This window comes from Methylophaga sp. OBS1 (assembly GCF_026319365.1).
Genome location: NZ_JAPDMS010000006.1, coordinates 45,766 through 58,137 on the forward strand (window position 1 = coordinate 45,766; position 12,372 = coordinate 58,137).

General features: G+C 54.0%; 15 protein-coding genes. 7 read left to right on the plus strand and 8 right to left on the minus strand.

Going from position 1 to position 12,372, the window contains the following annotated elements; translation table 11 throughout:
- Genes waaF through OMQ46_RS14915 form a run of 4 tightly spaced genes read right to left on the minus strand, consistent with a single transcriptional unit; the run spans position 1 to position 3,401 of the window.
- The gene (gene waaF / locus OMQ46_RS14900; RefSeq protein WP_266238199.1) at positions 1–1,023 is read right to left on the minus strand and encodes a lipopolysaccharide heptosyltransferase II; all 1,023 of its coding nucleotides are present in this window, start codon (positions 1,021–1,023) and stop codon (positions 1–3) included.
- Positions 1,024–1,029: 6 nt separating this feature from the next.
- The gene (locus OMQ46_RS14905) at positions 1,030–1,830 is read right to left on the minus strand and encodes a ZIP family metal transporter (protein ID WP_266238200.1); all 801 of its coding nucleotides are present in this window, start codon (positions 1,828–1,830) and stop codon (positions 1,030–1,032) included.
- A gap of 36 nt (positions 1,831–1,866) precedes the next feature.
- Positions 1,867–2,610, minus strand: coding sequence for a peptidoglycan editing factor PgeF (gene pgeF / locus OMQ46_RS14910; protein ID WP_266238201.1), 744 nt, complete (start codon positions 2,608–2,610; stop codon positions 1,867–1,869).
- Positions 2,607–3,401 (minus strand): inositol monophosphatase family protein, encoded by a 795-nt coding sequence (locus OMQ46_RS14915; RefSeq protein ID WP_266238202.1) that lies wholly within the window; start codon positions 3,399–3,401, stop codon positions 2,607–2,609. Before OMQ46_RS14915 ends, pgeF begins: the two co-directional genes overlap by 4 nt.
- Before the next feature lie 97 nt (positions 3,402–3,498).
- On the opposite strand from OMQ46_RS14915, the gene OMQ46_RS14920 reads away from it, so the two are divergent.
- The 7 genes from OMQ46_RS14920 to pmbA are packed head-to-tail and all read left to right on the plus strand — an operon-like array spanning position 3,499 to position 8,972.
- Positions 3,499–4,227 carry a 16S rRNA (uracil(1498)-N(3))-methyltransferase gene (locus tag OMQ46_RS14920; RefSeq protein WP_266238203.1) on the plus strand — a complete coding sequence of 243 codons (729 nt, stop codon included), beginning with the start codon at positions 3,499–3,501 and terminating at the stop codon, positions 4,225–4,227.
- Positions 4,224–4,535: a DUF3301 domain-containing protein gene (locus OMQ46_RS14925; RefSeq protein ID WP_266238204.1), complete on the plus strand. Its 312-nt coding sequence runs from the start codon at positions 4,224–4,226 to the stop codon at positions 4,533–4,535. The genes OMQ46_RS14920 and OMQ46_RS14925 overlap by 4 nt, the downstream gene beginning before the upstream one ends.
- A gap of 20 nt (positions 4,536–4,555) precedes the next feature.
- Positions 4,556–5,572, plus strand: coding sequence for a response regulator (locus tag OMQ46_RS14930; protein ID WP_266238205.1), 1,017 nt, complete (start codon positions 4,556–4,558; stop codon positions 5,570–5,572).
- A gap of 7 nt (positions 5,573–5,579) precedes the next feature.
- Entirely contained in the window at positions 5,580–6,422 is an 843-nt protein-coding gene (gene prmC / locus OMQ46_RS14935; protein WP_266238206.1) for a peptide chain release factor N(5)-glutamine methyltransferase, read from the plus strand.
- 57 nt (positions 6,423–6,479) lie between these two features.
- A complete protein-coding gene (locus tag OMQ46_RS14940) occupies positions 6,480–7,229 on the plus strand; it encodes a HesA/MoeB/ThiF family protein (protein WP_266238207.1) in 750 nt (249 codons plus the stop codon).
- Between the two features lie 4 nt (positions 7,230–7,233).
- Positions 7,234–7,641 carry a M67 family metallopeptidase gene (locus tag OMQ46_RS14945; RefSeq protein WP_266238208.1) on the plus strand — a complete coding sequence of 136 codons (408 nt, stop codon included), beginning with the start codon at positions 7,234–7,236 and terminating at the stop codon, positions 7,639–7,641.
- On the plus strand, positions 7,638–8,972 hold the full coding sequence (gene pmbA, locus OMQ46_RS14950) for a metalloprotease PmbA (protein ID WP_266238209.1): 1,335 nt from the start codon (positions 7,638–7,640) through the stop codon (positions 8,970–8,972). The genes OMQ46_RS14945 and pmbA overlap by 4 nt, the downstream gene beginning before the upstream one ends.
- On the opposite strand, the gene OMQ46_RS14955 is transcribed toward pmbA, so the two are convergent.
- The 4 genes from OMQ46_RS14955 to OMQ46_RS14970 are packed head-to-tail and all read right to left on the minus strand — an operon-like array spanning position 8,969 to position 12,331.
- Positions 8,969–11,161 carry a PilZ domain-containing protein gene (locus OMQ46_RS14955; RefSeq protein WP_266238210.1) on the minus strand — a complete coding sequence of 731 codons (2,193 nt, stop codon included), beginning with the start codon at positions 11,159–11,161 and terminating at the stop codon, positions 8,969–8,971. The two genes, pmbA and OMQ46_RS14955, sit on opposite strands and share 4 nt — an antisense overlap.
- Before the next feature lie 8 nt (positions 11,162–11,169).
- Entirely contained in the window at positions 11,170–11,439 is a 270-nt protein-coding gene (locus OMQ46_RS14960; RefSeq protein WP_266238211.1) for a BolA family protein, read from the minus strand.
- Positions 11,436–11,735 (minus strand): YciI family protein, encoded by a 300-nt coding sequence (locus tag OMQ46_RS14965; RefSeq protein WP_266238417.1) that lies wholly within the window; start codon positions 11,733–11,735, stop codon positions 11,436–11,438. Before OMQ46_RS14965 ends, OMQ46_RS14960 begins: the two co-directional genes overlap by 4 nt.
- A gap of 17 nt (positions 11,736–11,752) precedes the next feature.
- Positions 11,753–12,331, minus strand: a complete 579-nt coding sequence (locus OMQ46_RS14970) for a septation protein A (protein WP_266238212.1) — start codon at positions 12,329–12,331, stop codon at positions 11,753–11,755.
- Positions 12,332–12,372: the final 41 nt, after the last annotated feature.

Below are 12,372 nucleotides of genomic sequence, written 5' to 3' on the forward strand. Positions count from 1 at the left end.
CTAGCTGGTTATGACTTGTTTGACAGAGTCAACAGTCAGGTCCCGCATACAACGATGATGCCCGAGTGGACATTCCCGCTCAAAACAGGGACTGCACTCAATATCAATCTGCACGATATGGGCATTGTCCGCAAGTGGCGGAGTGAAAGCGGTTGAGGTGGGACCATAGATAGCGACCAGCGGACGTTGCAGTGCTGCGGCGATGTGCATTAGGCCGGAGTCGTTGGAAATGACCCAGTCAGCGGTACCTAACAGGTCAATCGCTTGTTCAAGTTGTGTCTGCCCAGTCAGGTTCACAAATTCAGACTGATGCGCCTGGGCGATAGCGCTCTCGATCTGGGCCGCGGTTTTTTGATCGGCTTTGGAGCCCAGTACTATTACCTGCCAGCCCTGGTCAAGCAAGTTGTTGGCAACTTCTGCGTAATATTCGGGTGGCCATTGTTTAGCCGGGCCGAACTCAGCGCCGGGACAGAGAATCAGGCGCTTTTGATCGGGTTTAAGATACGGATTGATATCATCGCTGACCGGAAAGGGTTCCATCATTGGTGCCTGGTAACTGGGGGCGGCGTGAGATTCTGTGGCGGGATAGGCCAGGGAGACAAAGCGCTGGACCATCATGGGTAACGCTTGTTTATCCAGTTTGCGGATATCGTTGAGCAGCCCATAACGCATCTCACCCCGCCAGCCGGTGCGGATCGGAATACCGGCAAACCAGGGAATCAATGCCGATTTCCAGGAGTTGGGTAGCACGATGGCCTGATCATAGTTGTGCCTGGCCAATTCTTTACCCAGTTTTCTGCGCATCGACCAGCCGAACACACCATGGCTCAGCGGCATGGCTATCGCATTACTGACCTCAGGCATGCGCTGCAACAAAGGTCTGGTCCACGCCATCGCCAGCACATCAATCTGCAGCGATGGGTTGTCTGACTTCAGCGCCTTAAATAATGACTGCGCCATCACCATATCGCCGACCCAGGATGGGCCGACAATCAGAATTTTGTTTATCCGCTGTTGAGGCATCGGCTCTCAGTGCAGCGTGCTGTGGGTAATGAAAATAAATATGACCCCCAGCGCAATCAGCACGATTTGCTGCAGTGTTTCACGCGGCTTGATGCGGGTATGCAGGCCCGGAATCAAGTCGGCCACGGCGACATAGATAAAGCTGGAGGCGGCAATGACCAGGATATAAGGCAGCAGGTGCTGCATATCACCCAGCGTGAAATAGGCCAGCAAGGCGCCGGCGACTGTGCCCAGGCTGGAAAGTATATTGAAATACAGGGCTTTGCGGCGGGTGAAGCCACTGTGCAGCAGAATCACAAAGTCACCCAGCTCCTGGGGAATCTCGTGTGCGGCGATAGCGAGCGCGGTGACGATACCCAGATGAATATCGGTCATAAAGGCAGCCGCAATCAGAATGCCGTCAACAAAGTTATGGATGGTGTCGCCAACGAGAATCAAAGGGCCAGCCGCTTCATGGTGGTGGCCACCATGATGGTCGGGGCGGTCCAGTTCGGGGATATGCTCATCGCCATGGTGACTGTGGCAGTGACGCCAGAGCACCATTTTCTCCAATACGAAAAACAGCAGCAGACCCAGCAGCAGGGTCAGGCCGATTTCATGGGCATCTACAGCGTAAGTGTGTTCAATGGCGTGCGGTAACAGGCCCAGAAAAGAGGCCCCCAACAGTGCGCCAATAGCGAAGCTGACCAGGTGCGGAACCGCGATGCCGCGATGCTTCTCTGACAGCATCAGAAAGGACGATGCGATCGCCACGCTCAACAGTCCGCCGAGCAGACTGAAGCCGATAATCCAGATAAGTAAATCCATAACCACCTACTAAAAAATTAAGCGGATAATGATACCTTATTTATGCTCAATCCAGATAAGTGAGGCCATTCTGCCGGTCTCACCATCGCGGCGATAAGAGAAGAATTGATCGGCTTCGGCTACGGTGCAATGCTCACCACCATAGATTTTGTCAACGCCCAGCCGGTTCAAGCGCTGGCGGGCAAGCAGATAAATATCGGCCAGATAATGACCGCTGCGGTGCGGGCGGAATGCCTGCCCGGCCGCTGCCGAGTGTGAGCAGAACGCGTCAAAGACCTCGCTGCCGACTTCAAATTGTTGCGGGCCAATAGCGGGGCCTAACCAGGCCAGGATTTTGTTCGCAGAGCAGGAAAACTGTGACACCGTATTTTCCAGCACGCCATTGAGCAGGCCGCGCCAGCCGGCATGGGCCGCTGCCACCATCTTGCCGTCATCATCACAAAACAATACCGGTAGACAGTCTGCCGTCATTACCGGACAGACCTGCCCGGCCTGGCGGCTGAATAGGGCGTCGGCCTCAATGCCTGCGTGCCAGTCATTGGCATCAATCACCCGGGTGCCATGGACCTGCTCCAGCCACAAAGGCGAGGAAGGGAGTCCGGCAGACCGGGTCAGCCACCGGCGGTTGTTGAGCACCTTGTCATGATCATCATTCACATGCAGGCCAAGATTCAGGCTGTCATAGGGAGGCTGACTGATGCCACCGAGACGGGTGGTCGATAAAGCTTTGATCGGGGTCGGGGCCGGCCAGTCGGGTTGTATGAATGCGTTTACTGTCATTCAACTGCCTCAGCCAGATAGTGCTGCCATTGTTTGAAAAGCGCGTGATCGACGGCGGCATAGGTTGAACGGGTTTGCAGGGAATGACTGAAGGGGGCATCCCCCTGCAGGGTTTGGGCGTAACCGCCCGCCTCGGCGAGGATAAGATCGGCGGCCGCATAATCCCATATATGCTGGCTGCCATGCAGATAAATATGACCGCGTCCGGCGGCCAGCCAGCACAGTTCCAGCGCGATAGAGCCGAGGTTTCGCTGGGAGCCATAGGGTCTGTCACTGACAATACGGCTGGCGAGGGATTTGGGCAGCCGCTTAAAGTCGACAAAAGCGATACTGCGTTTGAGCGGCAGGCCGGTTTCTTCTGTCTGCAGCGGTGAATCATTGAGCCAGGCACCCTGACCCTGAACAGCGGAAAACAGCTCATTCCGGACCGGGTCCAGTACGATACCGGCTTTGACTTCACCGGACTCTATCAATGCCAGCGAGATCGAAAAAAAGGGTAAGCCGGTGGCAAAATTACTGGTGCCATCAACCGGGTCGAGACACCATAAAGGTTTGCCCGAATCGAGCAGGGACTGTTGTGCTTCAGTCGGCATTTCCTCGCCCAGCAACAGAACTTCCGGACAAACAGTGGCTAATCGCTGGGTTAATGCCTGCTGCACGGCCTTATCGGCGCGGGTGATGATACTGCCGTCTTTTTTGTATTCGCGCTGGACGTTGTGATAAAGCGGCAACAGCGTCTCTTGCGCCACCTCTCTGACGATATTCTGTAACTGTTGCCGGTCAATTTCCATACGGTGAGTATAACAGCGCCTTGAGAATTTAATTCAATCTGAGGCGGGCACAGGGTAAACTGCGGGACTGTTAAGATGATATTTGATTGCGATTTGCATGCGAGTGCCACGATTTTACTGTCCCCAACTCGATTCTGAACAAGCTCTTTTTGATTTGCCTGATGCGGTGCATCGCCATGCTGTTCAGGTATTACGGCTCAAACCGGGAGCAATGATACGTCTGTTTGACGGCAAGGGCAGGGAATTTGAAGCCAAGCTGACAGAAGTGGAAAAAAGGCGTTCGCAGGCAAGTCTGGGGGAAGAACTGAGTCAAGTCAGCGAGTCGCCGCTGCAGATCACCCTGCTTCAGGGTATTTCCCGTGGTGAACGCATGGACTTTGCGATCCAGAAAGCGGTGGAATTGGGAGTCAGAACGATCGTCCCGGTGGTAACCGAGCGTTGCAATGTTCAGCTCAGCCATGAACGTGCCCAGAAAAGAATGGCGCACTGGCTGGGGGTGTTGGTCAGTGCCTGCGAGCAAAGTGGGCGCAGTTATCTGCCTGAACTTGCACAAGTCACTTCGCTGGAGCAAGCATTAACTCAGGTTTCTGACGATCTCAGGCTGGTACTGGATCCGGAAGCCTCAACCGGGTTTCATGATCTGAACAAGCCCTCAACGCTTACCTTGTTAATAGGGCCTGAAGGCGGCTTATCAGACTCTGAAATTCAACTGGCACAATCAAACGACTTTACCGCCCTGCAGTTCGGTCCCCGCATTCTTCGTACTGAGACTGCCGCTACTGCCGCACTGGCGGTGGTTCAGACCTTGTGGGGGGACCTGGCATGAATGAAAGCACCTTTCTGTTTCTGTTACTGGCTATCATAGCCTGGTTGTGGTGGGACAGCCGGGGCGTCGCTGAACGCGCCACAACGGCTGCCCGGGCTTATTGCGGCAATGCCGGGGTCAGCTTTCTGAATGATACGGTGGCGTGGCAGAAGATCCGCCTCAAACGTAACCGTGCCGGCCGTGTCAGTCTGCAGCGTACTTATTTCTTCGAGTTTGCCAGTGATATGCAACAGCGCTATCGTGGACATATCGTCATGCTGGGTAAAAAAGTTGAATCGATCAGCCTCGATGCCTACCGCGTCAGTTGATCCGACCACAGAGGACTATCATGCAGACAAAATCCGCGTTGCTTGTTGATGATTCCAAAGTCGCCAGATTGACCCTGAGCAAACTGTTGCAGAGTCATGGTTTCACCCTGACCGAGAGAGGCAGTGCAGAAGAGGCCATGCAATGGCTGCAGGAAACAGACGCTTTGCCTGACATCATTTTTATGGACGTGATGATGGGCGGTATCGATGGTCTGACAGCCACCCGTCAAATCAAGGAAAACCCTGACTGGACAGGCATACCCGTGATTATCTGTACCGGCAAAGAAACAGAGGAAGAGCTGAAACAGGCCCTGGCAAGCGGCGCCACTGCGGTGCTGGCGAAACCGCCGGCTGCGGAGGCGGTTGAGGCATTGCTGGCTGATATTGCGCCTGCACCCACTGTGTCAAAGGCGTCGGCATCAACGCCAGCAGAGAAAATACCGACAGACAGCCTGGTTGCCGAGTTGCGGGCGCAACTGCAACCGGAACTCGAGCAAAAGCTGAATGCTTCGCTGGCTGAAATACAACAGCAACTGGCGCAACAGCAACAGGCGTCAGAGTCGCAAACCGGGCTGGATAAACTCACTGAACTGAGTCGGCAGTTGAGCGACTCAGTCCAACAGCAGTTTGGCGAGCTCAGTCAGCGCTTTTCGGCGACCACCGAGCAGCGTATTTCAGAGCTGGCCCAGTCGGCGATTGATTCCGCACTGAATAATTTCGGCCTGAACGACAAACTCAATCGGGTTTTGCGTGATGAAGCCGCCGGCTGGCTGCTGCAGCAACAAAACCAGATCCGCGAACAACTGGAACAGGAGCTCAGGCACGCATTACAGGCTGATATCAATAGCCAGATACAACAGCAACTCGACCAGCGGGTGCCGGAAGTGATTGCACAGCACTGGCAGGCAAAACAGGCGGAAAACGAACAACAGACGCAGGACAGTGAATCACTGACATCCCAACTGACACTGCAGCGCAATATCGCCATCGGTGCGGGACTGCTGGCCGTCGTGGCTATCATCCTGGCGCTGATCTAATATCCGGATGATGCCGACTATCCAGGAAGCCCGGGCCTACGGTCACGCCGCGCTGTCAGGCTCGCTGAGTCCCGATGTTGATGTCCAGTTCCTGCTCTGTTATGTGCTGGCCTGTCATCCAACCCGATTAATGACCACGCCGGAAGCAGAGCTTACCGAGTCACAGTGGCAGCAGTTTGTCGATTTGATTGCCCGGCGAGGTCAGGGAGAACCGGTCGCCCATCTTACCGGCAGCCGCGGCTTCTGGAGTCTGGACCTGGATGTCGATGATTCCACGCTAATTCCGCGACCCGATACCGAATTACTGGTGTCTTTATCACTGGCCAAATTAGAGGCGGGTATGACCGTGGCCGATCTGGGTACCGGTACCGGTGCCATTGCTTTGTCTCTGGCCTGCGAGAAGCCGAATGTGACTATCGTTGCTACCGACTTGCAGTTTGCTGCTGTGACATTGGCGAGGAGGAATGCGCACAAGCATGATTTGCACAATGTCAGTTTCCTGCAAATGTCCTGGCTTGAAGGTTTTCAGCCTGGCTGTTTCGATCTGATTGTCTCCAATCCACCCTATATCCGTGCCGATGACCCGCATCTGTTGCAGGGCGATGTGCGTTTTGAGCCGCGTAGCGCACTGGTGTCAGGCGAAGAGGGGCTGGACGATATCCGCTGCATCGCCGGGCAGGCCTATGATCGACTCAAGCCGGGTGGCTGGCTGCTGATCGAGCATGGCCACGACCAATCTTCCCAGGTTCAGTATTGTCTGCAACTGACCGGCTTTGAAGCAATCAGTGCGCATCAGGACTTTGGCGGTAATAACCGTGCGGTGATGGCACAGCGCCCTGAAGTGGGCTGACATGTCTTCTGTTTCGGGCAACCGTTATAATGTGGTTTTAAATCAATAGAAACGCTGATGAACGACGATCAATTGTTACGCTACAGCCGCCATATTCTGCTGCCTCAAGTCGATATTCAAGGTCAGCAGAGACTGTTGGATGCACATGTGATGATCGTTGGTCTGGGCGGACTCGGATCACCGGTGTCCACCTACCTGACTGCGGCTGGCGTCGGTCGGTTAACGCTGGTGGATGATGATGTTGTCGAAATGTCCAATCTGCAACGCCAGGTTGTCCACAGTGAAGCAGAGATCGGCCAACCCAAAGTCAGCTCGGCGGCGGCGCGTCTCAAAGCCATCAATTCCGATGTTGAGTTGAGGTTAATTCAACAACGACTGGATAAAACCGCACTGCTGGAAGCCACCGCGGATGTTGATGTGCTGGTCGACTGCAGTGACAATTTTGCCACCCGGTTTTTGCTCAACGAAGTCAGTCAGCAACAATGCCTGCCACTGGTGTCGGGCGCAGCCATTCGGTTTGAAGGCCAAGTCACAGTGTATGATCCACGTCAGCCGGGTATGCCCTGTTATCGCTGTCTGTATGAAGACAAGGGTGAATTGGAAGAAACCTGCTCCGAGAGTGGTATCCTGTCGCCCATCCTGTCGGTCATCGGTGGTGTGCAGGCAGTAGAAACTGTCAAGCTGCTGATGGGACTGGGAGATAGTCTGGCCGGGCGTTTATTGATTCTGGATGCGCTCAACATGGGCTGGCGCGAAATCAAAATGAGGCAGGATCCGACCTGTCCGGTATGTCAAAATGCTGAGTAACACAATGACAAAAACAACCATTCAAATTCCCAGAACGCTGGCAAACCAGCTTTTGCATCAGGCGCAATTATCACCGGCTCAGGAAGTCTGTGGCCTGGTGGGGAAAAAAGGCCAGCAATGTGAATGCTACCCGATTGAAAACGTCGCCACCGATGCCAGTGTACTGTTCGCACTGAATGCCAGTGAACAACTGGCTGCGTTCAAGCAAATGAAAGAAAAAGGGCAGCAGCTGTTTGCGATTTATCATTCACACCCCAGCAGCCCGGCTGTGCCTTCACAAATCGATATTGAAGATACTAACTACAGTGATGCCCTGTATCTGATTATTTCGCTGAACACCAAAGGCGTGCTGGAAATGCGCGGCTTTTATCTGAAAGACGGACAAACCGAGGAAGTTGAACTGATCTTATGAGCCGTGAACTGACAAAACCGGATTTGGAACAAGCAGCACAGATCGCGCTGGAAGAGGCCAAAAAGCGTGGTGCCAGTGCCGCTGAAGTAGGCCTAAGCCAGAGTAAGGGACTGTCAGTGACAGTGCGTCAGCGGGAGGTCGAAACCCTCGAACATAATAACGATACCGGGCTGGGGATTACGGTTTTTTTCGGCCAGAGCAAAGCTTCATCCAGTACCTCTGATCTGAGTCTGCCCGCCATCCGTGAAGCGGTGGAAGCCGCCTGCAACATCGCCCGCCATACCCAGGCGGATGCGGCCGCCGGTCTGGCCGATCCTGAGTTAATGGCGACCGAATTTCCAGACTTGTCGCTCTATCACCCGTGGGATTTGAGTGTGGAACAGGCCATTGAGCTGGCGACCGAGTGTGAGGCAGCGGGACTGGATGCTGATGACCGAATCAGTAACTCGGAGGGGGCTACCGTCAGCAGCCATGGCGGTAAACGTATTTACGCCAACAGCCATGGTTTTATGGGGATCACAAACAGTACCCGCCACAGCGTCTCTGCCAGCCTGATTGCGAAAGACGGTCGTGGCATGCAACGGGACTTCTGGTATGACATGACACGTGATGTCGCGGATCTCGACAATGTAGCCCATGTCGGCCTCAGAGCAGCGCAGCGTACCCTTGCCAGACTGGGCGCCGGTGAAGTCAAAACCGGCAGCTATCCGGTAATCTTCGCAGCCGAGGTGGCGCCGTCACTGTTTGGTCAATTCATCGCAGCAATTCGTGGTGGTGCGTTGTACCGCAATGCTTCCTTTCTGGTGGATAAAAAAGGCGAACAGATTTTCCCGGATTACCTTCATATCCACGAGCAGCCTCATTTAGCCAAAGCCCTGGGCAGCGCGACATTTGATGCAGAGGGCGTCGCCACCCGTAATCGCGATATTATCAGCGATGGAATCTTGCAGGATTATGTTCTGGACAGTTATGCCGCTCGCAGGCTGGGCCTCAAAACCACGGCCAATGCGGGTGGCGTGCATAACCTGACCATCGACAGTACCTGTGATGACGATTTTGATTCGCTGGTAAAACGCCTGCACAAGGGCATCATCGTCACCGAAACCATGGGCATGGGGGTCAATATCGTCAATGGCGATTATTCCCAGGGGGCGGCCGGGTTTTGGGTTGAGAACGGTGAAATTCAATACCCGGTCGATGAATTTACCATCGCCAGCAACCTGCAGGAGATGTTTATGGGGCTGCAGGCGGTTGGCAGCGATGTCGACGTCAGAGGCAACACCCGTTGTGGCTCGGTGCTGCTGGATAAAATGATGATTGCTGCTGCCTAGGCGCGGTAAAATGCGCTTATTGAGGCGGTGATATCGGTCAGTTGCAGCAGGCCCTGTAAATGACTCAACTGCTGGCGGATGGCGGCGACTTTATGGGCACGTTGCGGCCGCCACTGAAGGAGTTTCGCCATTAAATCAGCCTGCTGCTCCGTATCCTGACTTTTAACCGGTGTTAACTGGCTGATGAAGACCTTGAAACGCGTGGCAGCCAGCCCACGCTGGATAAATACGGCTTTGTCGCGCGACGTCTGAAAGTCTGTCTCAAATGCCAGCATCCAGCTATCATGATTATCGGCATAGGCGTATAGGGTCGACTGAATCAGTCCACATTCACTAGTGTTGAGTTGCTTCAATTGCTCGGTGAGCCGGAGCGGCTCGGCGTTCAGTGCTTGCCACAATCCCCGCAAAGATGCCGCCTGGTTACGTCGGGTCTCACCAACCAGTTGAATCTGGCGCTGGCCATCGGTGTCTGTTCCTATGAATAACGGTATGCTTTCCAGTGTTGGAAGCAGCGCCTGACTGTAGAGCCGGTTCTGGGCAGTCTTGATCTTGTGATCCTGGTTAGCATTGAGTTTTTGCTGATTCTTTTTGATTACCCAGTTGAAGAACTGATTCAGACTTTCCGGACAATTGCTTTTTATCCGTTGCAGGCCCAGACGCAGCGTACCCTGCCAATAAAGCGAGTTTCTGACTTCATAGGGAACCGCTGACAATTTCACTTTGTCGGTCAGTGTCTGCCAACGGGTGAAATCAATCAGGAGTCGCTGATGCAGTTTAATGCCGCAGTCTGCCGGCAGACTGACAGCCAGGCCATCGGCAGAGGCATCCAGGGTTGTTACCGACCATTGCTGCGCTCCGACACTGACCGTCACCGGAGTATGGATGTAAAAACGCGGTTTGTCGCGCTGAATATAGCTATCCAGCGTGTCTGGGGTCAGGTTGAGGCTATCAATGATCGGTTTCAGTGTTTGCAAAGGATTGAGTTGAGCTGCAGTCACCGTCTCCGTGGGTTGAAGATGCTGCATTGCCGGCTGCAAATCGGTGACCATGACCCGTCGTTGTGTGCGGCCAGCACGATAGAGACATTGGCGACTCTCCTCTGGATCCTCCTCGGCTATTACCTCTGCAGCATACTGGGCAGCCGTTTTGTCGATGCTGACTTCAGTCGCATTCAGTAACAGCAGACGACTGAGAGGCTGAGCCAGGTGCCAGTTAATGAGCTTTTTCACCGAGTCTGTCTGCGCCAGTGGGGCACTGAAACTGACTGCGTTATCAAAAGCGGCCAGGATCGTGCCAGCGCCTTTCGCCAAAGCCATCAAGGGCAGCTTTTGCAACCAGTCAGCTTGTAATGTCTGCCAGCCAGCTAATTGCGACCGGGCTGATGGCATCAGGTGAAAGGCGGATAGCGGTTCCGGGCTGTTTCCTTCAGCCAGCCACAGCAGAGGGCAACTCAGCTCAGCTAACCACAAACGTTGATAGAAGCCGGCCTGCAAATTGAGAATGTCATTATCTATATCCTGTTGCCGATGGCCGGCCTGTGCTTCCAGCCACTGCTGCATCCATTCAGCGAATGCATCCTCGCCGTCACGGATGCGGCTCAATACTGCGGTGGTGTAGCTGGCATCATGATCCAGCTTGATCACCCGGTACGGCAACTGACTCATCAGACTGCCTTCATTCTGCTCTGCAAAATCAATAAAAGTGACCGCCACTTCATCCTCTAACTGCAGGGTGTAGCTGCGACGCAGAGAAACACGAATCGCGTTGACTGCCATATCAATCGTATGGCCGTGATAAAGCACATCGTCAAGACGAAGCGCGATAGGTGTCGTGTAGACAATGCGGGTTTCAGCGCGCTGAATGGATTTATCCAGTGACAAAATCTTTGGCCGCGGCTCGACATTGACCACAGCGTCCTCTGCGGGGGCCAGTTGTTTCAGTGCTTTAAACAATGCTTCGTATACACCGATGGTGTATCGGCCATCAAAGCGACTCATCAGCTGTTTGACCAGCAGATAAGCACGGTCATCAAGGTGATGCACACGTCCACCGAACTCATAGGCCTGGCACTCGCCGGCGACTTTACCGCGGAGGTCGATGATACGCAGACAGTCCTTGTTAAGCCGTTGTCTTTCCAACTCCTGCAGAAATGCCTGGTTTTGCTGCTTGCGGTCTGGAAGTTCGGCCATGTGGCTGGTCAGCTCCGGTGAAATTCGGCCGGGGTTTTAGCGCGGATACTGAGGGCGTGGATCTGGCTTTGCATCAAATCGCCCACTTCTGCGAAGACCAGCTTGTGCCGCTGGATCAGCGATAAGCCTTCGAAAGCGTCGCTGACAATCAGCAGATTATAGTGACCACCCCCAGTGTTGCCGGCATGGCCAGCGTGACTGGCACTGTCATCTTCAATTTCAATCAGTTCCGGGCCCAGTGTTTGCAGTGCTTGTTCAATTGCGTTGACGGTGCTCATGGTAAAACTTTTTTAAAGGGTTTGACGGTGACCTTGGCGTAAACATTCGCCGCCATATACGGGTCGGCGTTGGCCCAGGCTTCAGCGGCAGCCAGATCGGTAAATTCGGCGACAACCAGGCTACCGCTGAAACCCGCCTGGCCCGGGTCTTCACTATCTACGGCGGGATGTGGGCCGGCCAGTATCAAGCGGCCCTCATCCTGTAGCGCTTTTAAGCGTGCTAGGTGAGCGGGCCTTGCCTCGAGTCGGCGGGACAGGCTGTCAGCTTGGTCTTCGCTGATAATGGCATAAAGCATAGGCATAAAAAGCGTTCCTACTTGGAAATTTCAACGGCGTGGCGCGCCAGGTAAATCGATTGAGCAATCACAAACACCAGTGTCAGCCCCAGCATTCCGAATAGTTTGAAATTCACCCAGGTGGCCTCATCAAAGTTAAACGCCACATACAGGTTGGCGACACCGGAGCCAATAAAAAACACAATCCAGGCCAGGTTGAGTCTTGCCCAGACTTTGATCGGTAACTGGATGTGCTCGGCCATCATGCGTTCGAGCAGGGATTTGTCTGTAAACAGGTAAGCCCCGATAAAGACCAGTGCGAACAGCCAATTAACCGCAGTGGGTTTCCACTTGATGAAATCGGGGTTTTGTAGCCACAAAGTCAGTCCACCCAGCAGTACAACCAGCACCAGGGTGATAAGGTGGGCACGTTCAACTCTTCGGTGGCGCAGCCAGGTATAGCTGACCTGGAATAAGGTGGCAGCAATCATCACCGCTGTTGCCGCGTAAATGCCTTCTATCTCATAAGTTTCACCATTGAAACTGTAGACGCCGCCACCCAGTTTGTAAGCGACAAAGAACAGCACAATGGGTAAAAAATCAAAAAATAGTTTCATCGAAAATTCAGATAATTAGGGTACAAAAACATTCTATCGTA

Coding starts and splice junctions, on each gene's coding strand:
- waaF (WP_266238199.1), bottom strand. CDS start 1,023: ATGCCTCAACAGCGGATAAACAAAATTCTGATTGTCGGCCCATCCTGG.
- OMQ46_RS14905 (WP_266238200.1), bottom strand. CDS start 1,830: ATGGATTTACTTATCTGGATTATCGGCTTCAGTCTGCTCGGCGGACTG.
- pgeF (WP_266238201.1), bottom strand. CDS start 2,610: ATGACAGTAAACGCATTCATACAACCCGACTGGCCGGCCCCGACCCCG.
- OMQ46_RS14915 (WP_266238202.1), bottom strand. CDS start 3,401: ATGGAAATTGACCGGCAACAGTTACAGAATATCGTCAGAGAGGTGGCG.
- OMQ46_RS14920 (WP_266238203.1), top strand. CDS start 3,499: ATGCGAGTGCCACGATTTTACTGTCCCCAACTCGATTCTGAACAAGCT.
- OMQ46_RS14925 (WP_266238204.1), top strand. CDS start 4,224: ATGAATGAAAGCACCTTTCTGTTTCTGTTACTGGCTATCATAGCCTGG.
- OMQ46_RS14930 (WP_266238205.1), top strand. CDS start 4,556: ATGCAGACAAAATCCGCGTTGCTTGTTGATGATTCCAAAGTCGCCAGA.
- prmC (WP_266238206.1), top strand. CDS start 5,580: ATGATGCCGACTATCCAGGAAGCCCGGGCCTACGGTCACGCCGCGCTG.
- OMQ46_RS14940 (WP_266238207.1), top strand. CDS start 6,480: ATGAACGACGATCAATTGTTACGCTACAGCCGCCATATTCTGCTGCCT.
- OMQ46_RS14945 (WP_266238208.1), top strand. CDS start 7,234: ATGACAAAAACAACCATTCAAATTCCCAGAACGCTGGCAAACCAGCTT.
- pmbA (WP_266238209.1), top strand. CDS start 7,638: ATGAGCCGTGAACTGACAAAACCGGATTTGGAACAAGCAGCACAGATC.
- OMQ46_RS14955 (WP_266238210.1), bottom strand. CDS start 11,161: ATGGCCGAACTTCCAGACCGCAAGCAGCAAAACCAGGCATTTCTGCAG.
- OMQ46_RS14960 (WP_266238211.1), bottom strand. CDS start 11,439: ATGAGCACCGTCAACGCAATTGAACAAGCACTGCAAACACTGGGCCCG.
- OMQ46_RS14965 (WP_266238417.1), bottom strand. CDS start 11,735: ATGCTTTATGCCATTATCAGCGAAGACCAAGCTGACAGCCTGTCCCGC.
- OMQ46_RS14970 (WP_266238212.1), bottom strand. CDS start 12,331: ATGAAACTATTTTTTGATTTTTTACCCATTGTGCTGTTCTTTGTCGCT.